Origin of the sequence: Lactobacillus sp. B4005 (assembly GCF_026536045.1) — a bacterium.
Lineage (GTDB): Bacteria > Bacillota > Bacilli > Lactobacillales > Lactobacillaceae > Lactobacillus > Lactobacillus panisapium.
In genome coordinates this window covers 179,070-203,371 of record NZ_JAFNOZ010000001.1, presented here as the reverse complement: position 1 = coordinate 203,371, position 24,302 = coordinate 179,070, and the positions used below count along the sequence as shown (strand labels likewise).

The window sequence follows — 24,302 nt, the reverse complement described above, 5'->3', positions numbered from 1 at the left end:
CTTTTTGAATAAGAATAAATACTATTTATTATCTTTTTTAACGGTCTGCTTAGTTAATGCCGTATCGCGTTTAAGCACGGGAGCAAGATATTGTCCGGTAAAGCTTTCCTTAACTTTTGCCAGTTGTTCTGGCGTACCTGTAGCAACTATATTGCCACCGCCTTCGCCACCTTCTGGGCCTAGATCAATTAACCAATCAGCATTCTTAATTACATCAAGATTATGTTCAATAATTAAGACGGTGTTACCTTGATCAACTAAACGCTGCATGACATCAAGAAGACGCTTAATGTCATCTGTATGTAATCCCGTTGTTGGTTCATCCAAAATATAGAAATTCTTACCTGTTGAAATCTTTTGTAGTTCAGCAGCTAATTTCATTCTTTGGGCTTCACCGCCAGATAAAGTCGTAGCCGATTGCCCTAATTTGACGTAGCCTAAACCAACATCAACTATTGTCTGCAATTTCCGCGCAATTTTAGGAATATTTTTGAAAAAGTCGCATGCTTCACTAATTGTCATATCGAGAACTTGTGCAATATTCTTTTTCCGGTAAGTTACCTCCAAGGTTTCGGAGTTATAGCGGTTGCCGTGGCAAACTTCACAAGGTACATAAACATCTGGTAAAAAGTTCATTTCGATCTTAATAATACCGTCACCACGACATGCCTCACAGCGACCGCCCTTAACGTTGAAAGAAAATCTCGCTTTTGTATAACCACGAAGCTTAGATTCATTTGTTTGCGCAAATAAAGCTCTAATATCATCAAACACACTAGTATAAGTAGCTGGATTACTACGAGGTGTTCGTCCAATTGGACTTTGATCAATATCAATTATTTTTTCAATATTTTTGTAACCAGCAATGCTGCGATATTTTCCCGGCTTAGTTTGATTACGATTTAATTTTTGTGCTAGAGCACGTTTAAGAATCATATTGACTAAAGTTGATTTTCCAGAACCTGAAACACCAGTAACAACAATCAACTTACCTAAGGGAAAGTCAACCTTAAGATTTTTCAGATTATTTTCTGCTGCACCAGTAATGGTAATCTTCTTACCATTGCCCTTACGTCTTTTAAGGGGAACTGGCACAAACTTTTTACCTGCTAGGTATTGACCAGTGAGCGATTTAGGATTCTTTTCAACTTCTTCTGGTGTACCGGCAGCCATTACTTCACCGCCATATGACCCTGCTCCTGGTCCCATATCAATTAAGTAATCGGCTTGCCTCATTGTCTCATCATCATGTTCGACAACAATTAACGAATTACCAAGGTCACGCATTCTCTTTAGAGCAGCAATGAGACGATCATTATCGCGCTGATGCAGACCAATTGACGGCTCATCAAGCACGTACATAACACCTGATAAGTTCGATCCAATCTGCGTTGCCAAACGAATTCTTTGTGCCTCACCACCAGATAAAGTATTAGCTGATCTTGATAAAGTCAGATAATCAAGGCCAACACTGTTCAAAAATGATAACCGATCGCGAACCTCTTTTAGGATTGGTTTAGCAATAATGCTTTTTTGCTCATTAAGCTCAATATTGTTAAAAAAGTCTAGTGCTTTATTGATCGAAAGTTCCGACGCCTCAGCGATATCTTTACCCATTACTTTTACGGCTAAGGCCTTCTGGTTCAACCTTTTTCCGTGACAAGTTCCACAAGTCATTTCCGTCATGTATTTTCCCATAATGTCACGCATGAACTTAGACATCGGGTTGACATAACGACGTTCAACATTTTCCATTACGCCTTCAAAGGGTGCTTTTGTATCTTTAACGCCAAATTCACCAGATAAATGAAAAGCAATTTCTTTTTTAGAACCATGCATCAGCATTTCTTTTTGCTTTTTAGTGAGTTTATTATATGGCTTATCCATTGGAATCTTTAAGCCTTGACAAGCTTGTTCAAGCATGCCCCCATAATATTTGGAGTTTTTCCACGGTACAATTGCTCCCTCAGCCAGCGTTTTACTTTTATCAGGAACAACTAGGTCTTCATCAACTGAACGCTTAACACCTAACCCATCACAGTCTGGGCAGGCACCAAATGGTGCGTTGAATGAGAATAACCGCGGTTCCATTTCGCCGACCGTAAAGCCACATTTTGGACAAGCATAATATTCAGAAAAGTTAAGCGTATCTCCTCCGATTATGTCAACGTTCATATAACCTTCAGATAGGCGCAAAGTGGCCTCTACTGAATCAAAAAGGCGTGAGCGAATGCCCTCTTTTACAATTAACCGGTCAACCACAATATCAATTGAGTGACGCTTGTTCTTATCCAAGTCAAAGTCTTCACCAATTTCATGCATTTCACCATCAATAATTACACGGACATAACCAGCTCGTTGTACACGTTTGAACACTTCCTTATGTGCTCCGCGCTTAGATCTGATTACCGGTGCCAAAAGCTGAATTCGTGTTCGTTCTGGCAAAGCCATGATGCGATTAACCATCTGCTCAACTGATTGCCGTTCAATTACTGTCCCGTCATTCGGACAAATTGGTTGACCAACACGTGCCCATAACAGACGCAAGTAATCGTTAATTTCAGTTACGGTTCCAACCGTGGAACGTGGATTATGCGATGTCGTTTTCTGATCAATTGAAATAGCTGGATTCAAGCCATCAATTGAATCAACATCTGGTTTATCCATTTGCCCTAAAAATTGGCGAGCATAACTGGATAATGATTGAACATAACGGCGCCGACCTTCAGCGTATAGGGTGTCAAAAGCAAGTGAACTCTTACCTGAACCCGACAAGCCAGTAATTACAACCATTTTATCCTTTGGAATCGATAGATTTATATCTTTTAAATTGTGCTCGCGTGCCCCGCGAATTACAATCTTATCACTTGCCATTTATTTTATTTCCCTTTTTAGTAACTGGTTTCCTAGTGGAACTTTCAAGCTCCATGATTGCATCCCTTAAGGTTGCCGCTCCCTCGAAGTCGAGTTTCTTCGCAGCTTCTTGCATCTGCTTGCGCAGATCCTTAATCATAGTCTTCTTTTGCTTAGCTGTTAGTTCATCAAAATTCAAGTCAGCAAAGCTGTCACTATCGCTAACTTCATCAGCCACCTTAGTTGCAGAAATAACATCACGAATTGGCTTAACGATAGTCTTAGGTGTTATACCGTGATCTTGGTTAAACTTAATTTGCAGCTTACGTCTTCTTTGCGTAGCATCAATGGCTTCGCGCATGGAATCAGTAATAGTATCAGCATACATTATTACTTCACCATCTGAATTTCGTGATGCACGTCCCATAGTCTGAACCAATGGCCGGTATGCCCGAAGAAAGCCTTCCTTGTCCGCATCAAGAATTGCCACCAAAGACACCTCTGGCACATCAATTCCTTCGCGAAGCAAGTTTATCCCGATTAATACATCATATTTACCTAACCGTAAATCACGCAATATTTGCATCCGCTCTAGCGTTTTAACATCCGAGTGCAGGTATTGAACTTTAATACCTAGATCCTTTAAGTAGTCTGTCAAATCTTCTGCCATTTTTTTAGTTAGAGTGGTTACAAAAACCCGTTCATTGCGGTCAATCCGTTTGTTAATTTCGCCTACAAGATCATCAATTTGACCTTCAACCGGTTTAACTTCAATTTTAGGATCAAGCAAGCCCGTTGGCCGGATAATTTGTTCGACTTTGTGATCAGTACGTTCTAGCTCATAATCACCGGGAGTAGCTGAAACATAGAGGATTTGATTAACGTGCTTTTCAAATTCATCAATTTTTAAGGGCCGGTTATCTAAAGCTGATGGTAAACGAAAACCATAATCAATCAAAGTCTTTTTCCGGTTACGGTCACCGTTATACATTGCCCGAATTTCAGGCATAGTGGCATGAGACTCGTCAATTAAAATTAGAAAATCATCAGGAAAGAAGTCAAGCAGAGTATAAGGCGGTTCGCCTTCTTTACGCCCTTCCATATGACGAGAATAGTTTTCAATACCGCTTGTGTAACCAACTTCTCCCATCATTTCCATATCAAAGGTAGTCCGCTGCTTAATTCGTTCAGCCTCTAAAAGCTTGCCCTTACCTTCAAAATCTTTTACTTGGAGTTTCATTTCTTTAGAGATTGCTTTGAGAGCCCGACGCATCTGTTCTTCGTTAGTCATAAAGTGCGTGGCCGGAAATAAGGAGATACTTTCGCGTTCACCAATTATTTCACCAGTTAAAGAATCAATTTCGACAATTCGATCAATTTCATCACCAAAAAATTCAATTCGGTAAGCATGATTAGAATTGCCGGCTGGAAAGACTTCAACTACATCCCCACGCACACGAAAGCGACCACGCTGAAAGTCAATATCATTACGATCATATTGAATGTTAACTAAATTACGCAGCAAAGTATTTCTGCCATAGTCATCACCCTCATGCACCGTAATCACACTGGCCGAATACTCTTTAGGATCACCCAACCCGTAAATACATGAAACTGAGGCAACTACAATAACATCGTTTCGTTCCATCAAATCACTAGTTGCTTGGTGGCGCAGTTGGTCAATTTCATCATTAATTGATGAATCCTTTTCAATATAAGTATCAGATTGCGGAACGTAAGCCTCCGGTTGGTAATAATCGTAGTATGAAACAAAATAGTCGACGGCATTATGAGGAAAGAATTCCTTAAATTCGCCATACAACTGTCCCACTAAAGTCTTATTATGTGAAATAACCAAAGTAGGTTTATTTAAATTGGCAATTATATTCGCCATTGTAAACGTCTTACCGGTACCAGTAGCACCTTCAAGAATTTGTTCTTCATATCCCTTTTTAAAACCACTTGTCAGTTTATCAATCGCCTGCTCTTGATCACCAGCCGGCTTAAATTTGGAGACAAGTTCAAATTTACGGTTATCTTGTCGTTTAATCATAGAAAAGCTCCTCGTAAAAAAGTTGGACAAAATAGCCCAACTTTTATTTTGCGTATTCTATTTTACTACATCGAACGTACTTTCGCACGTCTTTTGTCTTATTTCAATAACTGTGATAATGTTGCTTGATAATTTTCTGCTGCTTTTTCTGCTAAAGCAATAGTTGGCTTGTTTACACCCACATAAGCCTTAATAACCGGCTCTGTTCCTGAAGGACGTAAAGCCAGCCAAGTTTGATCTGACAAATAATATTTAAGAACATTTGATTTTGGCAGATCAGCTAACTCTTTTACCTGTCCAGCACTAAATTCCTTTTGTTCTAAAAAGTCCTGAATTTTTTTTACCTTAATTCCAGCTATTTCTGTCAGACGCTCTTGCCTTAGTTTGGTCATTAATTGTGCCATTTTCTTTTGACCACCAATTCCTGGCATTTCAATTGCACGAGTAATTTCAAAAGAAGTTCCGTATTTTTGCCAAATTTCAGTTAAGCCATCCAAAACTGTCATATCACGTGAAGCATAATAAGATGCAACTTCAGCAAACATTATTGCACCCTGCATGGCATCCTTATCACGGGCAAATGGCTTAAATAAATAGCCATAGCTTTCTTCAAAGCCCATTAAGAATCTACCATCATGTTCACGTTTCATGCGGTCTATTTCTTCACCAATAAATTTAAATCCGGTTAAAACTTCCTTAGTTCGGATGCCAAAATCTTGCGCAATTTTGCCCGGCATACTGCTCGAAACAATTGAAGTAACTAGTTCGTAGTCTGACGCTAATTGATTATTATCTTTCATATTTACTAAAAGGTAATAGATCATTAATGTTGCAATTTGATTCCCCGTCAAAACTTGGAAATCACCGTTTTTGGTTCTAACACATGCTCCCATTCGATCAGCATCAGGATCAGTTGCAATAATCAAATCGGCCTTTTTTTCATTTGCCAACTTAATTCCAGGATCAAAAACATCTCGGTATTCGGGATTAGGCTTTTTGGTAGTTGGAAATTCCGGATCAATAATTGATTGGCTTTCAACTGGAAAAACATTCGTAAAACCATTTTGCCGAAATGCTCGTTCATAAAGCATCTTACCGGTCCCATGTAAAGGGGTATAGATAATAGATAATTTTGGCGCATTATCCTTAATTAACTTGCGGTTAACGTTGACCCTCTTTAATTCAGCCAAATAATCTTCATCAATATTTTCCCCAATTAGTTCTATCAAGCCCTTGGCGCGCAATACTTCCACTTGCTGTGCTTTAATTTGAAAAAGATCTTTTACACTTTGAGCATAATGGAAAACCCGATCAGCGTCTTCTGGACCCATTTGAGCACCATCTTCGCCATAAACCTTATAACCGTTATATTGCTTGGCGTTGTGCGAAGCGGTTATATTGATTCCGGCAAACGTGTTGAGGTGTCGGACAGCGTAAGACAGCTCGGGCGTGGGGCGCAAATCATCAAAAAGATAAACATGAATCCCATGAGTCCCTAGAATACGGGCAGCGTGCTCTGCAAATTCTCGCGAGTGATAGCGTGAATCAAACGAAATCACAACGCCTCTTTTTTGGGCCTTCACGCCATTTTCATCAATTAAGCGAGCAAGACCTTCCGTCACCCGCGAAACAGTGAAAAGGTTAATTCGATTAGTTCCAGGTTCAAGGCGGCCACGCATCCCTGCGGTTCCAAAATTAATGTCTTGACCAAAAGCATCATCAATCCACTTTGAATCTTGGCCTAATTCTGCCAATTGTTCTTTTAAGTAGTCAGGCATATTAGTAGCCTCTTGCCAGCTTTGAAAAATTTTCTCAGCGTTCATTTAAAATATAGACCTCTTTTTTAAGTTATCTGATTTAATAATTCGGTTTTATAATTTATATTCTAGCATTTATCAATTATGCTTTCTGCATAAAATAAAAAAGAATCCAACTAACTGAATTCTTCTTTTTAATTATTAATCATCTAAGCTCTGTAAATAATTGTATGCTTCTTGACCAGCAACACTACCATCACCAACAGCATTAGCGATTTGGCGCAAGTCTTTTGCCCTAACATCACCTAATGCAAAAATGCCGGCAACCTTGGTTCTCATATGTTCATCTGTTGGAATCCAACCATTTTGATCAGTTACGCCCAAATCTTTAAATGGTGCTGTTTGGGGAATAACGCCAACGTAAATGAAAACGCCGCGAGTAGCTAGTTTCTTTTCTTCGCCTGAAATCTTATCACGATAAGTTATACCAGTTACGCGGTTGCCATCACCATCGATCGATTCCGTAATGCCATTCCAAATGAAATGAATTTTATCGTTGGCAAAAGCCCGTTTCTGCAAAGTCGGTTGTGCACGCAATTGATCTCTACGATGAATAACTGTAACAGATTTTGCGCTCTGGGCAAGATAAATTCCCTCTTCAATCGCGGAATCACCACCACCAATAACTGCAATGTCCTCATTTTTGAAAAAGGCGGCATCACAAACGGCACAATAGGAAACACCTTTACCAGAATATTCCTCTTCCCCGGGAACGTTTAGGTGACGATGATCAGCACCGGTAGCAATAATTAAAGCCTGCGTTGAATATTCAGCTGTATCTGTCTTAACAATCTTTTCATTGCCTTCAAGAGTAACAGATTGAACATCACCGTATTCAAATTCAGCGCCAAATTTCATCGTCGAATTATACATTTTTTCGCCTAATTCAGGACCCTTAACCTCGCTAAAACCGGGATAATTATCAATCGCGTCAGTATTATTCATCTGACCACCATAAAGGCCGCGATCTAAAATTAAGACCGATAAATTAGCCCGTGAAGCGTATAAAGCTGCTGTTAATCCGCCAGGACCTGCTCCAATAACAATTACATCATATTTCTTTGTCATATTTCCACCTTAAAAACTTATTTTTCGTAAGTAAATCTTACAATGGAAATAGACTAAAGTCTAATTTCCTGTTTTGGACTTCTACCCATCATTTGCTTAATTTCATCATCAACATTGGAATTTTCATATAAAACACGGTAAATAGCTTCACTAATTGGCATATCAATCTGTTTTTCTTCACAAAGTTCGTGAACTGCCTTAACGGTCGTTGCACCTTCAACTACTTGTCCCATATTTTTCAAGACATAATCAAGTGACTTGCCCTCACCCAATTGCTTACCGCAGCGCCAGTTACGTGAATTAACAGATGTACAAGTAACAATCAAGTCGCCAATTCCGGATAACCCACTAAAAGTCATCGGATCAGCACCAAAATAATTAACTCCTAAACGCGTAATTTCTGCCAAGCCTCTAGTCATTAAAGCTGCTTTAGCATCGTCACCGTATTTTTTACCAACTAAAATTCCAGCAGCGATTGCAATAACGTTCTTAACTGCCCCAGCAACTTCAACACCAATCAAATCGCTATTAGTGTACAAACGGAAATAATCATTTGACAACATTTCTTGAACTTTTTCAGCGTTTTTCTTACTTGTTGAAGCACATGAAATTGCCGTTAAGTCTTTTTGGGCTACGCTTTCAGCATGGCTTGGACCTGAAATAGCAACGATAAGGTCTTCATCTTCAGGATATATTTCTTCAGTTAGAATTTCCGAAATCAATTTTTTAGAGCCTGGTTCAATTCCTTTAGTAGCAGTTACGATAAGTGGCTTACGTCCCCCTTTAGCTAAAATCTGACCTGCCTGTTTAGCCACGATTCGAACCGCTTGCGTTGGCAAAACGAAAAGAATCACTTCTGCATTTTCTAAGGCTTTATTCAAATCTTCTGTAGCAGTAACGGTTTCATTGACCTCCCAGTCTTTCATGTAGTGCTCGTTAGTATGATGCTCATTAATTTCTTGATTAACAGCTTCGTTGTTGCCATAAAGAATTACATCATTGCCCTTGTCAGCTAGCATTGAACCTAAAACCGTGCCCCATGAACCAGCACCTAAAACTGTAATTTTTGTCATTTTTCTTCCAGACTTTCTTTTAAATATATTTTTATTAATCTCTTGAATATGGAAATTTCAATCCACTACCATCAAGATACCACTTTGGCTTAACAACTTTGCGGCGGTAAATAAAAAGTGCAACAATCACGATTAGCAAAATCAAACTAAGCAATTGTGAAACTCTGATTCCCGCCGTCAGGTAAAGGCTGTCTGTCCTTAGCCCTTCAACAAAAAAGCGCACAACTGAGTACCAACCTAGGTAAAGCATAAAAACTTCACCCTGCTTGAACAAATGCTTTCTATGTCGTAAAGCTAAAATCAAGATTAACCCAATTAAATTGAAAAACGATTCGTATAAAAAGGTAGGCTGATAATAAACTCCACCAATTTTCATTTGTTCAATAATAAAGCTAGGTAAATGCAGGCTTTGCAAGAAATGCAAGGTTGTTGGACCACCATGAGCCTCCTGATTAAAAAAGTTACCCCAGCGACCTAAAATTTGGGCTGCCATCACGCCAGGGGTAATAACATCAAGCATTAAGAAAGGTGGCAACATTCTTTTATAGCAAAAAACTAGTAAAACTAACAAACCTGCCAGCAAGCCGCCATAAATTGCAATACCACCATTCCAAATCGCAATAATTTGATCAGGGTGTTTAGCATAATAACCCCATTCAAAAATTACGTAATACAAACGGGCCCCAACATAGCCAAGTGGAACGGCCCATAAAAGCAGGTCTAAGAAATCGTCACTTTCAATCTGCCGTTTTTTTCCTTCTATCATGGCCATCGAAACAGCTAAAATTATCGCTGCTGCCATGATTACGCCATACCATTTTACACTTAAACCGCCCAAGTTAAAGGCTATCGGGCTGATTGTTCCGATCATTTATCCGCATCCTTTGCTTTTTTGGTTGAATTATCTTTTGAATTCTGAGCAATCAAAGCAGTTAAATTATTGTCAAAAGTTGTGGTTGCATTGTAGCCAATCCGTTTAGCACGAAAGTTCATAGTAGCAATTTCAATTATGTCTTCCATATTCCGACCAACTTTAACTGGAATCGTAATTTGTGGTACCTCAACATTACAGATCTCGCGTTTGCTTTCTTCAAAGCCAAGACGATCATAATTGACCTTATTGTCCCAATTAACGAGCTTGATAACTAACTGGATAGTTTCACGATTTTTAACTGCACCAACACCGAATAAATCCATGACATCAATAATTCCGATCCCCCGAATTTCCATTAAATGCTTTAAAATTTGGGGTGCTTCACCAACGACTGTTTCCACATCTTTTTGATAAACATCTACCCGGTCATCTGCAATTAGGCGATGCCCGCGGTGAATTAAACCTAAAGCCGTTTCGGACTTTCCAACACCTGAATCGCCAGTCAGTAAAACGCCTAATCCTTTTACTTCAACCAAGACACCATGAATTGTGTCCCTAACTGCCAACCGCTCACGCAAATATTCAGTTAACACACTTGAAACATAAGTGGTTGATTCCGTCGAAGATAAAATGGGAATTCCTGCATTATCAGCTGCTTCAGTTAATTCTTTTGGAATTGGAAGAGAACGTGAAATAAAGAAGCACGGCGTCTCGGGAGTACAAAGACGCTTAAAGACATTAACTAAACTTTCATGATCAAGCCTTGCAGCATATGAAATTTCAGTTCGGCCCAAAAGTTGGATTCTTTCTTTAGGATAAAAATCAAAATATCCCGTCAGTTCTAGTCCTGGCCGATAAATATCAGAAACCATAATTGCACGGTCATCAATATATTGACTTCCTTTAACAACATACGCAATTTTATTATCGCGAATTAAATTTTTTAACTTAACTGCATTAGCCATTTTGCATTCCTCTTAGCTTATTTATCAACATCTTTAGTATGCGCATTGCGGACCTTTTTTCTTTTAGGCCGACCACTTGGCTGCTGAGAATTGCTAGACCAATCATTCCAGTTATCAAAGTCGGTGCCATGAGGCCGGTCATCATCTTTTTTCGTAAAATGATTAATAAGCCAAAGAATCCCCGCAATAACTATAACTGCAGGCAAAAGGATAAATAAAAGATGGAAGAAAGCAAAAATCACGCATAGAATTATCACTGCCACTAAGACAATACCAACAATTCCCCAAAAACTCATTTTTTCACCTACTCTGGGTTATCTTGACTAAGCAACCATTGCAAGTATGCATAAACAAATGGTTGCAATTTCCCATCCATTACACCACTTGTATCCGAAGTTTCATAGCCTGTTCGTAAATCTTTAACCAAATTATAAGGATGAAAAACATAGGATCTAATTTGTGAGCCCCAGCCAATCTCCTTTTGGTCACCCTTAAGTTCTTGCTTATGTTGCCGCTTTTTCTCTTCTTCTAAATGAAACAACTTTGCGCGAAGTTCATTCATTGCCGTCTCACGGTTTTGAATTTGTGAACGCTGAGCTTGCGAAGTCGTTACAAATCCGGTCGGCAGGTGTGTTATTCGAACCGCACTGGAAGTTTTATTGATGTGTTGACCACCCGCGCCACTAGAACGATAAACATCAATCCTTAAATCTTTAGGATTAATATCAATTTTAATACTATCGTCAATTTCCGGAATAACTTCGACAGATGCAAAAGACGTATGTCTTCTCTTAGCAGAATCAAACGGCGAAATACGAACTAGCCGATGAACCCCGTTTTCAGATTTTAGCAAGCCATAGGCATTCTTACCACTGATTCTGACACTAACACTTTTAAGACCGGCTTCTTCACCAGGCTCATAGTTATTAATTTCAAATTTAAATCCCCTGCTATCCGCATAACGTTGATACATTCGTAATAGCATTTGGCCCCAGTCCATTGCTTCTGTTCCACCTGCTCCTGGGTGAATTTCAAGCAGTGCATTATGACCATCATATTTTCCTGCCAAAAGAAGATCCATTTCGTAATTATGAAAATCTTTTTGTAAAGATTCTAAGTCAGTTTCAACTTCTTTTTGCAATTCAGAATCAGGTTCTTCCCGCAATAATTCCAAGGCGGTAATTTCATTTTGATAGTTTTCTTGCAAGTTTAAAAATGAATCACGCTTTTCTTTTAATAAGTTGGTTGCGCTGATTAACTGCTGCGCCTTGTCCTGATCATCCCAAAAAGAAGGCTCCTGCATCTTGCTTTCATTGACAGCAATTGTTTCGTCAATCGAATCTAAGTCAAAGCGACCCCCTAAAGTGGTCTAACCGCTTTTTTAATTCATCCAATTGGTTTTGAATTTCACTAATTTCCATTTATTTTAAATCTCTCCCAATTAATTAAAAGTAAAAAAGAGAAAGCAGCTGCTTTCTCTTCAACCTTACCTGTTAACGACTAAGATTTTGTCTGATTTCAGCTTTCATGAATAACCGAGTTACATCAAACTCAATGTTGGATACCATTTCTTCAAACATATTGTAGCCAGAATCTTGATATTCAACTAGAGGATTAAGTTGACCATATCCACGCAAACTAATCGATTGCCGTAATTGATCCATTGCGTCAATATGATCAGTCCAGCGTTCATCAACTACCCGCAGGATAACTACCTTTTCAAATTCCAACATTTGCGATGGATCTGCCAAAACATCGGCCTTTTCCTGATAATTAGCTTCGACTTCATTGTACAAGTTTTCTTTTAATTCGGGGACAGTGATTGTCTTAAAATCAATTTTCTCTGTTTGCTCTTCAGAAAGAATACTTGAACTAATAAAGTCACGCAATGAGTCTAGGCGCCACTTACTACGGTCACCTTGAGTAAACATGTCCACTTGACTATTAATCGTGCGACGAATCATTGGAATCAGAACATCTTTAAGCGAGTTTCCCTCTTCGATTACTTGCATCCGTTCACCATAAATAATCTCACGCTGAATACGCATAACATCGTCATATTGTAAAGTTTGCTTACGCGTATCATAGTTATTACCTTCAACCCGTTTTTGAGCAGACTCAACCTGACGAGTAATTAAACGACTCTCGATCACTTTATCATCATCATTATCCGATAAGCGGTCCAAGAAATCTTTTACACGCTCGCCACCAAAGCGTTTCATCAAATCATCTTCAAGTGACAGGTAAAATCTTGTTTCACCCGGATCACCTTGTCGACCGGACCGGCCACGCAATTGATTATCAATTCTTCGCGATTCATGTCTTTCAGTTCCAATTACTGCAAGTCCACCCAGTTCTTTAACTCCAGGCCCCAATTTAATATCAGTACCACGACCAGCCATGTTAGTTGCGATTGTGACCGCACCACGTTGTCCGGCATTCATAATAATTTGAGCTTCTTTAGCATGGTTTTTGGCATTAAGAACTGCATGTGGAATGCCTTCTTTATCCAAAAGATTACTTAGACGTTCTGAACTTTCGACGGCAACAGTACCAACTAAAACAGGTTGGCCTTTTGCATGACGTTCTCTAATTTCATCTACAACTGCTGCAAATTTTGAAGATAAAGTTGGATATAAAATATCCGAACGGTCCTTTCTGATTACAGGACGGTTAGTTGGAATCGTAATTACCTGCATATTGTAGATTTCACGAAATTCTTCTTCTTCAGTCTTAGCGGTACCGGTCATTCCGGCAAGCTTTTTATACATTCTAAAGAGGTTCTGGTAAGTAATTGTTGCCTGTGTCTTTGATTCTTCCTGAATTTTTACATTTTCTTTTGCTTCAATTGCTTGGTGAAGTCCATCAGAATAACGACGTCCCTTCATCACCCGTCCGGTAAATGAGTCAACGATCAATACTTCGCCGTCTTGGACAACATAATCAATATCTTTAAGCATGATGTAATTAGCTCGCAAAGCCTGATCAATATGATGAACCAATTTTTGGTTTTCCACATCATAAAGGTTCCTTAAGCCAAAATGATCACAAGCTTTTTGAATTCCAGTTCTAGTCAAAGAAATAGTTTTCGTCGGCCAATCAATCTTGTAATCGCCATGATCTTCTTCATCTTCGACATCATCATCACTTTTATCTTCATGAAGTGTCTTTACAAATCGGTCTGCTCTAATGTAATCACCATTTGCCTGTTCAGCTTCACCAGAAATAATTAAAGGCGTTCTGGCCTCATCAATTAAAATCGAATCAACCTCATCGATAATAGCGTAATTAAGTTCACGTTGAACCATTTGTTCTTTATAAACAACCATATTGTCACGCAAATAATCAAAGCCTAATTCGGAGTTAGTCGAATAGGTAATATCACATTGATAGGCTTCTCGTTTTTCATCAGGTGACATAGCATTGAGGTTTAACCCGACTGTTAAACCAAGCCAGCGATATAACTGACCCATTTCTTCTTCATCACGGCTAGACAAGTATTCATTAACAGTTACAACGTGGACACCTTTACCAGTTAAGGCATTTAAATAAACGGGCATTGTTGCAGTTAAAGTTTTACCCTCACCGGTCATCATTTCAGCAATATCACCAAAGTGTAAGGCAATTCCACCTAAAACTTGAACGTGAAATGGGTATAAGCCCAGTACTCGTTTTGCTCCTTCACGTGCAACGGCAAAAGCTTCAGGTATTAATGAATCTAATGATTCACCTTTTTCAAGGCGTTCACGAAATTCAGGCGTCTTTGCCTGCAAGTCTTCATCAGAAAGTTCGGCATATTCGTCAGCATGACTTTCTACCTTATTAGCAATCTTTTCGAATTTTTTTAGTTCTCTTTTATCGTTATTGTATAGTTTCTTTAAAATGTTTACCATTTAATCGATCCTTATATGTACTTAAGTATAAAAACACATGATAATTTTACCATGATTGACCCTAAATTAAAAATAAACAAAACAAAGACCTCACACTAAATGTGAGGTCCTCACTTAAATAGCAGTTATTTATTTTGTTTCAATTAAGCCGTAACGACCATCATTTCTGCGATAGACAACACTAGTACCATTTGTTTCAGCATCCTGAAATACGAAGAAATCATGCTCTAGCATGTTCATTTGTAAAATAGCTTCTTCAGGACTCATTGGTTTCAAACCAATTTGCTTGTTACGAACAATCGTGAATTCACTTGTTTCTTTATCTTTAGTTTCTTCTTCAGAACTTTCAACAAAGAAATCACTAATTCCTTTTTCACGACTCTTGCGGTTAACCCGGGTCTTATATTTTCTTATTTGTCTTTCTAATTTTTCAGAAACAAAGTCGATACTGCGGTACATATCATCGGTTGTTTCTTCTGCTCTCAATACTAAGTATGGAAGTGGAATAGTAACTTCAACTTTAGCAGTCCGATCACGATAAACCTTCAGGTTTACATGGGCGATTATATCTTGATTCAAGTCGAAATACTTTTCTAATTTCTTCAGGCGTTTTTCAACGTAACTTCTTAAAGCATCAGTTACCTCAATATTTTCACCACGAACATTATACTTTAACATATGAGATTCTCCTTTCAACTGCACCCTGCAGTCTTTTCTTATTTACATTATAACAAAACTTGAAAGCGCTGAACAACATTATTCTACCTGCAAATCGAAAAGCTTGCTATTTTAGCTTGAGGGAAAGCCGTTAAAAGAGCATTTCGAGCATGATAAAGCGTCCTGCCAGTTGTGTAAATATCATCTAAAAGTAAAACTTTTTTAAAATTAAAATTAATATTAGTATTTTCTAGTACAAAAAAACTCTGTTTACTCAATAAGCGCTCTTTACGCGTCTTTTCCCCCTGAGCCTTTACTCCACTTTTTTTACCTAAAACTGTTGTCAATGGAACTAAATCGGCAAAAATTGCACTGATTGTATCAAATTGCCGCTGTTGTATATGTTCTGGTGCCGTCGGAATTGGTACGTAAAAATCTGCTCGGTGCTTTCCCAATTCCTGCCAACATAATTCTTGTAAGACCTTTCTTAAAATATAATCGCCATAACGTTTATAATTCACCATCAACTCGTGAAAGGCATCATTATACTTAAAAACGGCATAATTTCTAAGCAAGTTTCCTGTGTATTTTCTCTTCCAGGCTTCGCAATCTGAGCAGATTTGACCTGAATCTAATTCTTTGGAGCAAATTTGACAACGCAAACTTTTTAGCTGCACAAACTTGCTCCGGCAATGAAAGCAAATAACTTGCTCCGGCTTTTTGGATAATAGGAAAAGCTCACGCAAAGAAAGCTGGGCGGCAAACTTTTGCCCACAAAGCAGACATCTTCTCATTTATTCATCGCCTCAATTTGGTTCTTAGCTTCCCGAATATTTTTGGTATATTTGCGATAGCAAAACAAAACTAACCCAGTAGTATCATCATGCGCCCGACCAACTCGACCTGCGATTTGAACCAAACTAGCCGCAGTAAAAATTTGATCGTCAGCCTGAACAATAATTACCCAGACATGTTTAAACGTTACGCCTCTTTCCAAAATCGTTGTCGTCACGAGCAGTTGTAATTCGCCGTCTCGAAACATCTGCACTTTACGCAAGCGATTCTTATCTTGGGCCCAGACGCCCGCCATCTTTACCTGATTAATTATTTTTACTTTTTTCAGGGCGGCTATGTAATCGGGTATCTGGTCAATTCGCGGAACAAATAATAATAAAGGATGGCCCTTTTTAAGCGCAGTAATAATTGCTTTTAACAGTTTGGGATGAATTTTGCCATGTGCCAAAAACGGCTTTAAAAATAACTGTTCTCTTGGGACGGGTAAAAGGCCACCATGAAATCGCCTGTTTAAACGCAAAATGTCAATCTTGCCGGCTTTTGCTTCACTTAACAAGTCAGCAGTTGGCGTTGCCGTCAAATAAACACGCATGCCGCTGTTCTTAACAGCATTTTTAGCAGCAAAATGAAGTTGGCGATTTTCAACGTAGGGAAAGGAGTCTGCCTCATCAATCACTAATAAAGCAAAAGCATGATAAAACTTAAGCAGTTGATGCGTAGTACAAATTGTCAATTGCTCTAGTCCAGGCTGCTTAAATTCTTGACCATGATATTTTCCAATCTCAATTTCGCTAAAAGCCGCCTGAAAACGTGGAAAGAGCTCATTGACAACATCAATGCGTGGTGTTGCGATACAGCAGCGCTTTCCCTGCGCAATACATTCAGCAATTACCGGAAAAAGCATTTCGGTTTTTCCTGCCCCTGTAACTGCATGAACTAAGGTGTCCTGTTTTGACCGAAAATTTGTTACTAAGTTATGCGCAATTTTTGCTTGTGCCCCAGTTAATTTGCCGGTCCAGGTTAAGCCACCATTTTTTCTTGTAGGAAAACTCACCTCATTTTGATAACGTATTAAAAAATCCCCCTCGACTATTCGCCCAATTCCAATGCATTCACGGCAATATCGTTTTTTATTAGGTAAATGGGCGTAAACTTTTGCTCCACAACGGTTACAGTGACCAGCACTGATTGCACTGGTTTTGGTTAATCCCGCAATTATGCTAAAATCCTTGTGACTGCTAATCCATTGGCGGCCAGCGAGATTTGATAAATTTTCCATTATTTTTCTCCTCCGCTATTAAGTACGCAAAAAGGGGGCAAATTTTTTTGACTAAAGAAGAAAATTATTTAACCATCAAAGAAAATGGTTGGCATGAAATAGTGATTAAGAAAAGTCGCTTTATCGCAACACTAGCCCGTACTGAAACAGTCGAGGACGCAGAAAAAGTGATTGCGGCAGTCAGCAAAAAATACCACGATGCAACTCATAACACGTTTGCATATACTATCGGACTAAACGACGATCATGTGAAAGCCAGTGATAATGGTGAGCCATCGGGAACAGCCGGCGTCCCAGAATTAAAAGCATTGCAGCTCATGAAACTCAAAAATGTCACGGTAGTAGTTACCCGCTATTTTGGTGGCATCAAGCTGGGTGCAGGTGGATTAATCCGCGCATACTCTAACAGTGTTACTAAGGGAGCTGAGGCAATCGGCGTTGTCAAGCGCGTATTGCAGCAAGAACTTAGTTTTCATGTAGCCTATAATCGCTTTGATGAAGTAAATCATTTTTTGACAAACGAGCAAATTTACGTTGAAAAAATCACTTATGGCGTAGATGTTGTAATTCATCTTTTTATTAATGAACAAGAGCAAGCTGAGTTAGAAGAAAAGTTAAGCAACTTACTTGCGGGCAAAGTAACTTTTACTAAGGGTGAAAAGCGGTATAACGAAATCGAAATTACCGACCATCATTATCATGAGCACTAAAAAAAGGACTAAATTAGTCCTTTTTATTTTTCTTCTTTAATTGTTCTGGTTTAGCCTGCCCCAGATGCCATACTTCAACAGTTGGATCTTTCTTACTGCGGGAACTGATAATTTTTTGTATCAACGTTAGCAGAGGTTTATATTTTTCTCCCAGTAAACCTATTGACTCAACGAATAGTTCAAGTGCTAAAGCTAATCCTGCTATCAGTAGCCACATTCCCCATACGGGTGACAATAAAAACAGCAGGGAAATAAATGAAAAAATTAACGAAATCGCATAGATTGCTAAAACGGCCTGCCGGTGCGTTAACCCCATTTTCATCAGTTGGTGATGTAAGTGATGCTTATCTGCCTGCGAAACTGGTTGATTATTAAGTTTACGCCTAATCATTGCATAAATAGTATCAGTAATTGGTACACCTAAAATCGTGACTGGCACTAGCATTGAGATAAAAGTTACGTTTTTTAACCCTTTAAGTGAAAAAACGGCAATCATAAAACCAATATACAGTGCCCCAGTATCACCCAAGAACATCTTGGCTGGATGAAAGTTATACGGCAAAAAGCCCAGCAAACAGGCAGCTAACATGAAACAGCCAATTGGAATATACAGCTGGTTGGTATGCAGGAAAAAGTAGCCGACAATCCCCATCGTAATAAGCGAAATCATTGATACACCATCAGCCAGGCCATCAAGACCATCAATTAAATCGACGGCGTTAGTTAAGGCCAAAATCCAAAAAATCGTGATTGGTAAACTCCACCAGCCTAAATCAATCTGCTTATTTACAAACGGGAGATTGAGAACATTCATCTTAATTCCGGCCAAGAAATAAATAATCAGGGCGCCAATAAAAATACCAAACATTTTTTGACGTGGTTTAAGTTCGAGAATATCATCAATTATCCCTGTCAACACAATAACACTTGAGCCCAAGAGGACACTAAAAGCCTCATGTGTAGGGAATTGCTCTCGCAGCAAAATAAACGCCCCGATATTAAAAGTAACAAAAATGCCTAGTCCACCAAGAGTGGGCATCGGCTTTTTATTAACCCGCCGCTTATTAGGAACATCAACAGCCCCTAAAACAAAGGCAAGTCTACGAATAAATGGCGTGATTGCTGCTTGAATGATCACTAAGAAAAATAATTCAACGATAATTTTATACATAGTCGGCTACTTTCATAAATTAGTTGCTTTAATTATACAGACTTGATCAAAAATGTACAAATCACTCCCACCAAAGCTGATTAAAAGCTTACCGACTAAATATTAATGATTAACTTAAAAGTGGATTCTTGACGAATCCACTTTTATTATTAGTCGTGCTGCGAGGCACCAGAACTAGTATCTGTTGCAATTTGTGCATTCTCTGCTGCACTTTGGCCAGCAATTCTACCGAAGATAATTGCGTTAGAGATGCCAATTCCGCATCCAGGATAAACCATGCCACGCCAGCCACCTGTAGTACTGCCAGCAGCGTATAGATTAGTAATTGAATTATTCTGATTATCCAAAACTTCTGTTTTCTTATTAATAGTCAAACCACCGGCCATATCTGGAGTTGCTGGCGACATTTTAGCAGCATAAAGTGGGGTTTTTAGTTTTGTCAGATCAACTTTACGACCAAATTCAGTATCTTCACCTTTTTCAACATCATTATTCCATTTATTAATTGTTTCTTTTAATGTCGTCGGATCTAAATTAGTCAATTCAGCCAGTTTCTCAATAGTACTTGCCTTCTTAATATACCCATCTTCAATTTCTCGTTTTAAATGTGGGGATGGCGCTGGTGCTGAAAAAGCGGTTGGCATTTTGTCTACAATATCCTGGTCAAAGACTATCCAAACAAAGCTCTGGTCTAAAGTGGCAATTTTTTTAGCTGCAAATTCAAAATAGGTATCTTCACTTAAATGTCGTTTAGCATCCGTTCCTACCCAAATATATGGGTCTGTCCATGATGGGCACAATGGCCCAATACTAACATTATCTCCGGATTTAATTGCAACCCAAGTAGCTATTGGCATCCACATATCTCTTAATTTAGCTCCAATTTGTGCTCCCATGGTGATGCCATCGCCCATTTGCCTAATTGAGCCATATGATTCCCCTACTGCAAAGTCCGGGGCAAAGCTTTTAAGCATTTCTTTATTTCGTGAGAAACCGGCTGTTGCTACTATGGTGCTTTTAGCACAGAAGTTGCCTTTGTTTGTATGTACCCCGATAACATGATTACTTTTATCAGTGATTAGGTTTTCGGCGGTTATATTAAAAATAAACTTAGTACCTAATTCTTTAGCTTTATTGAATAAAGGCGTCGTAATGCCATAACCACTTTTTTCTACTGTAACGTGTGACCTTGCAGCTGGCTTGGCATAGGCTTTCATGGCTTCCTCATTACCTATTTCTTGAACTTCTTCAAAGTGAACCCCGATATCATCAACAAGCCATTCGTAATCCTCAGCGCCATGTTCTACGATCGTCTCTCGCATGTCAGAATCTTCATACCCTTGGCCAACAGCTTTTAAATAATCATTCCAGTTTTCTTTTGTATCTTCTATTCCCTGTGCCTTTTGCAAGCTAGTTCCGCCGCCAGCATTATAATAGCCACCAGAAAGTGTAGCATCAGACAGCATGTAGCTAGAGGTATATTCAAGACAAATTACCGCTGCACCCTTTTGCCGAGCCGTAATCGCAGCTGACAATCCCGCGGCTCCAGCACCAATAATCAAAACATCTGTCTTTTCTTCAAATCTTAAAGTTTCCGGATCCAAATAGCGGTAATCTTGTTTGTCAGTCTTTTTAGCAACTTTTCTTAGATCAACTTTTTTATCTAGTCCGGTTGCATCCCCAGCTTTAGACAGAGCATCTTTTACAGCCTTTTCTACTGCTTGAAAACTGATGGTTGCACCGGTAACTGCATCAATGTTATACGATTGATTTTCAACGATTAATTTAGGTGCCTTTTCAAGGGCAGCTGTGCTAATACCAACTGTCTCATTTTGATGGTCAATTTTAACATTTTTAATCTTATTATTTTCTACCGTTACGGAAACCTGGATTGATCCACGATTGCCTGTTCCAGTGCCTTGAAACACACCGTCTTTTAAATTAGCCATTGTATTTTCCCCTGCTTTCCTTATTTTTGATGAAATACAGTTTTCAAATTAAATCCTTTGTTCTTTAGCATCATCTGATGACGATAATTTAACGCTGTCATTCCAGTCCACTTTTTAAAAGCTTTATAAAATGAAGTTACATCTTTAAAACCAACTAAAAAGCTCACTTCTGCGGTACTTAATGTAATATCCTGTAAAAGATTGAGTGCTAAAACTTTTCGAACAGTTGTTAGTTGCTCTTCAAAACTTGTACCTTCTTTTCTCAGCCAGCGTTGGGCTGTTCGTGATGAAATTCCAACTTTATCCGCTACATCTTTTAACTGAAAATTACCGCCAGCAATTAACTTAAATAAGATATTTTGAACTGTAGCAGAAAAAGTATGGTTAATATCAAGATCTTCAATATGTTGCTTGAGACCGGGCTTTATTAAATCCCAGATAATATCATTCTGAGTAGAAAATGGTTTCACCAAATCATTTTTTCTAAAAACTAAATAATTGTCATAACTCTTTTGCGGCTTTATTCCTAAATATTTTGTGATTTCTGTTCCATATGAATACTGACTCCCGATTGAAACAGGTCTAATTTCTTTATTAGTACCTGTTCTTATCAAACTTATTAGAGATATCTGATCAACTAATAAACTAAACCTCGAATTTTTACAATATTCTTCTAAATAACTAATATGAATACGAAAATTATCACCTTCCCGAAAAACACCCATTTTTATAGGACCTATAAGCTGTTCATATAACGAAAGCCGATCAATTGCCTGCAAGCCATTTTTACTAGAAAGTGCGGCAAAATAAGGAGGAACGAATTGATAAAAAATACTGACATCACAGCAAGTCAAAAGCTGCTTATCGGTTGCTTCCTTATCTAGAACATCATAAGAAAGCGAATCTTTAGTCCACTTAGTATTCAGATTTTTATCAATTATATTAGTGTTCAATGCCCCTGAAGTTGAATTGAATGGATAACCCAAATTTTGTAATACATTTTTTAACTTTCGAGATACCGTTAAATCCATCTCTTATCCTCCGCCTGGTTTGTATTGTATACCCTTTCATTATATTTAAATATGTTATTTTGCGTCACTTTATGGCAAACAGCGTCATCAAAAGTTAATTATTCATTAGCAAAAGTGGCTAGTGAAAGTCCCTCTCCCTAACTGAAAAAATTAAAGCCAAACTAAAGGGCTAACCCTTAGATTAAATATCAAGAATTAGTCCTCTGTTGAAATTTATTAAACTAACCTAATTTTGGGATTCTCACCATGCTAGATCAAGTTTTCTGATAGTTTAAAAGAATAGGTTTTCCCAGTCTCTTTATTATTAGTCGTGCTGCGAGGCACCAGAGCTGGCATCGACTTTCTTAGTTGCATTATTCGCCGCACTAACACCAGCAATACGACCAAAAACAATTGCGTTGGTAATGCCCATGCCGCAGCCAGGATAAGTCATGCCCCGCCAACCACCAGTAGTACTGCCAGCCGCGTATAGATTAGCGATTGGCCTATCTTGATTATCCAAAACTTCAGCTCTCCGATTGATGCTTAAGCCTCCTGCCATATCTGGAGTTGAAGGAGCTAATTTGGCAGCATAATATGGTGGTTTAAAAGCCGTCAGGTCTTTTTCACGACCAAATTCCGTATCTTGCCCTTTAAGAACATCATTATTCCACTTAGTAATCGTTGCCTGCAAAACGGTCGAATCTAACCCAATTTGTTCAGCTAAAGCCTTAATGGTTTCTGCCTTTTTAAAATAGCCATCTTCAACTTCTCGTTTCAAATGTGGCGAAGCGGCCGGGGCAGAAAAGGCTGTCGGCATTTCATTTGCCATTCCCTCATCAAAAAGTAACCACACAAAACCTTGATCCAGACTGGCAATTTTTTTAGAAGCAAATTCAAAATACATGTCTTCCCGAAAATGTCTTTTAGCATCAGTACCAACCCAAATATAAGGCTTGGTCCAAGCAGTACATAAAGGTCCAATACAAACATTATCACCAGATTGTGTTCCAATTGAATTGGCAATCGGCATCCACATATCTTTTAGCTTGGCACCTATTTGTGCACCCATTCGAATTCCATCGCCCATTTGCCTAATTGAGCCATATGATTCTCCTACTGCAAAATCCGGGGCAAAACTTTTGAGCATTTCCTTATTACGCGAAAAACCAGCAGTAGCAACAATCACGCTTTGAGCGCGGTAATTGCCTTTATTGGTATGCACGCCAATAACTTGGTTACTTTGATTGGTAATTAAACTTTCTGCTGTTATATTAAAAATAAACTCAGTACCTAATTTTTGAGCACGCTTGAATAAAGGTTTGGAAAGACCGTAGCCACTTTTTTCAACAGTCAAGTGTGAGCGGGCTGCCGGAACAGCATACTTTTTCATTGCTTCTTCATTACCGATTTGCTGAACTTCCTGAAAGTTAACTCCGACATCATTAGCCAACCACTCATAATCTTCAGCACCGTGTTCAACGATTACTTCACGCATATCGGGATCTTCATACCCTTGACCAACTGCCTTTAAGTAATTATTCCAATTTTCCTTTGAATCCGTAATTCCTTGGGCCTTTTGCAAGCTTGTACCGCCACCTGCATTATAATAACCGCCTGATAAGGTCATATCTGACAACATGTAGCTTGATGCATACTCAAGGCAAATAACCGCCTTGCCCTTTTGCCGAGCAGAAATTGCGGCTGCAAGACCAGCAGCGCCTGCACCAATTATTAATACCTCAGTTTCTTTTTCAAAGTGGATTTTGTCTGGATCAAGATAGCGATAATCTTCATTACCTTCTTTTTTAGCTGTTCGTAAATCAACCTTCTGATCAAGCCCGCTAGGATCTCCCGCTTTAAGCAAAGCGTCCTTGACAGCTTTTTCGACAGCCTGAAAGCTAATCGTAGCACCAGTTACGGCATCAATATTGTAAGACTGCTTAGCAACTATCAATTCCGGAGCCTTTTTAAGTGCGTCTGTGCTAATACCTTCGGTTTCATTTTGATCATCAACATGAACTGCCTTAATCTGGTTATCTTTTACAGTTACGGATACCTTGACTTCGCCACGATTGCCAGAACCGCTGCCATGATAAATTCCGTCTTTTAAATTAGCCATTTTTTGCCTCTTT

18 protein-coding genes are annotated in these 24,302 nt (G+C 38.8%); 1 reads left to right on the top strand and 17 read right to left on the bottom strand.

What is annotated here, in order from left to right; genetic code table 11:
* Positions 1-21: 21 nt before the first annotated feature.
* From uvrA to J3U73_RS01025, 13 genes are all read right to left on the bottom strand, one after another.
* Entirely contained in the window at positions 22-2,874 is a 2,853-nt protein-coding gene (gene uvrA, locus J3U73_RS01085; RefSeq protein ID WP_220269387.1) for an excinuclease ABC subunit UvrA, read from the bottom strand.
* The gene (gene uvrB / locus J3U73_RS01080) at positions 2,864-4,906 is read right to left on the bottom strand and encodes an excinuclease ABC subunit UvrB (protein WP_220269386.1); all 2,043 of its coding nucleotides are present in this window, start codon (positions 4,904-4,906) and stop codon (positions 2,864-2,866) included. The genes uvrA and uvrB overlap by 11 nt, the downstream gene beginning before the upstream one ends.
* Before the next feature lie 98 nt (positions 4,907-5,004).
* Positions 5,005-6,729, bottom strand: coding sequence for a phospho-sugar mutase (locus tag J3U73_RS01075; protein WP_267392844.1), 1,725 nt, complete (start codon positions 6,727-6,729; stop codon positions 5,005-5,007).
* A gap of 135 nt (positions 6,730-6,864) precedes the next feature.
* Positions 6,865-7,791 (bottom strand): thioredoxin-disulfide reductase, encoded by a 927-nt coding sequence (gene trxB, locus J3U73_RS01070; protein WP_220269384.1) that lies wholly within the window; start codon positions 7,789-7,791, stop codon positions 6,865-6,867.
* 53 nt (positions 7,792-7,844) lie between these two features.
* Positions 7,845-8,864: an NAD(P)H-dependent glycerol-3-phosphate dehydrogenase gene (locus J3U73_RS01065; RefSeq protein WP_220269383.1), complete on the bottom strand. Its 1,020-nt coding sequence runs from the start codon at positions 8,862-8,864 to the stop codon at positions 7,845-7,847.
* 34 nt (positions 8,865-8,898) lie between these two features.
* Positions 8,899-9,735 (bottom strand): prolipoprotein diacylglyceryl transferase, encoded by an 837-nt coding sequence (gene lgt / locus J3U73_RS01060; RefSeq protein WP_103752115.1) that lies wholly within the window; start codon positions 9,733-9,735, stop codon positions 8,899-8,901.
* Positions 9,732-10,703 carry an HPr(Ser) kinase/phosphatase gene (hprK, locus tag J3U73_RS01055; RefSeq protein ID WP_267409351.1) on the bottom strand — a complete coding sequence of 324 codons (972 nt, stop codon included), beginning with the start codon at positions 10,701-10,703 and terminating at the stop codon, positions 9,732-9,734. Before hprK ends, lgt begins: the two co-directional genes overlap by 4 nt.
* 17 nt (positions 10,704-10,720) lie before the next feature.
* A complete protein-coding gene (locus J3U73_RS01050) occupies positions 10,721-10,999 on the bottom strand; it encodes a hypothetical protein (RefSeq protein WP_220269381.1) in 279 nt (92 codons plus the stop codon).
* Positions 11,000-11,007: 8 nt separating this feature from the next.
* A protein-coding gene (gene prfB, locus J3U73_RS01045) for a peptide chain release factor 2 (RefSeq protein WP_220269380.1) occupies positions 11,008-12,124 on the bottom strand; the annotation gives its coding sequence in 2 pieces (ribosomal slippage) (positions 11,008-12,051 and positions 12,053-12,124; 1,116 coding nt in all).
* Positions 12,125-12,196: 72 nt separating this feature from the next.
* Positions 12,197-14,596, bottom strand: a complete 2,400-nt coding sequence (secA, locus tag J3U73_RS01040) for a preprotein translocase subunit SecA (RefSeq protein WP_220269379.1) — start codon at positions 14,594-14,596, stop codon at positions 12,197-12,199.
* A gap of 129 nt (positions 14,597-14,725) precedes the next feature.
* Positions 14,726-15,274 carry a ribosome hibernation-promoting factor, HPF/YfiA family gene (gene hpf / locus J3U73_RS01035; RefSeq protein ID WP_103752110.1) on the bottom strand — a complete coding sequence of 183 codons (549 nt, stop codon included), beginning with the start codon at positions 15,272-15,274 and terminating at the stop codon, positions 14,726-14,728.
* A gap of 83 nt (positions 15,275-15,357) precedes the next feature.
* Complete coding sequence (locus J3U73_RS01030; protein ID WP_220269377.1) at positions 15,358-16,047, bottom strand: ComF family protein; 690 nt, start codon at positions 16,045-16,047, stop codon at positions 15,358-15,360.
* Positions 16,044-17,327, bottom strand: a complete 1,284-nt coding sequence (locus J3U73_RS01025; RefSeq protein ID WP_267409350.1) for a helicase-related protein — start codon at positions 17,325-17,327, stop codon at positions 16,044-16,046. The genes J3U73_RS01030 and J3U73_RS01025 overlap by 4 nt, the downstream gene beginning before the upstream one ends.
* Positions 17,328-17,374: 47 nt before the next feature.
* Between J3U73_RS01025 and J3U73_RS01020 the strand changes: the two genes are divergently transcribed.
* Complete coding sequence (locus tag J3U73_RS01020; protein ID WP_220269375.1) at positions 17,375-18,037, top strand: YigZ family protein; 663 nt, start codon at positions 17,375-17,377, stop codon at positions 18,035-18,037.
* Positions 18,038-18,050: 13 nt separating this feature from the next.
* On the opposite strand, the gene J3U73_RS01015 is transcribed toward J3U73_RS01020, so the two are convergent.
* The 4 genes from J3U73_RS01015 to J3U73_RS01000 form a co-directional block, all read right to left on the bottom strand.
* A complete protein-coding gene (locus J3U73_RS01015) occupies positions 18,051-19,208 on the bottom strand; it encodes a glycosyltransferase family 4 protein (RefSeq protein WP_103752106.1) in 1,158 nt (385 codons plus the stop codon).
* Between the two features lie 149 nt (positions 19,209-19,357).
* Positions 19,358-21,157, bottom strand: coding sequence for an FAD-dependent oxidoreductase (locus J3U73_RS01010; RefSeq protein ID WP_267409349.1), 1,800 nt, complete (start codon positions 21,155-21,157; stop codon positions 19,358-19,360).
* Between the two features lie 20 nt (positions 21,158-21,177).
* The gene (locus J3U73_RS01005) at positions 21,178-22,188 is read right to left on the bottom strand and encodes a helix-turn-helix transcriptional regulator (protein ID WP_267409348.1); all 1,011 of its coding nucleotides are present in this window, start codon (positions 22,186-22,188) and stop codon (positions 21,178-21,180) included.
* A gap of 304 nt (positions 22,189-22,492) precedes the next feature.
* On the bottom strand, positions 22,493-24,289 hold the full coding sequence (locus J3U73_RS01000; RefSeq protein WP_267409347.1) for an FAD-dependent oxidoreductase: 1,797 nt from the start codon (positions 24,287-24,289) through the stop codon (positions 22,493-22,495).
* Positions 24,290-24,302 lie beyond the last annotated feature (13 nt).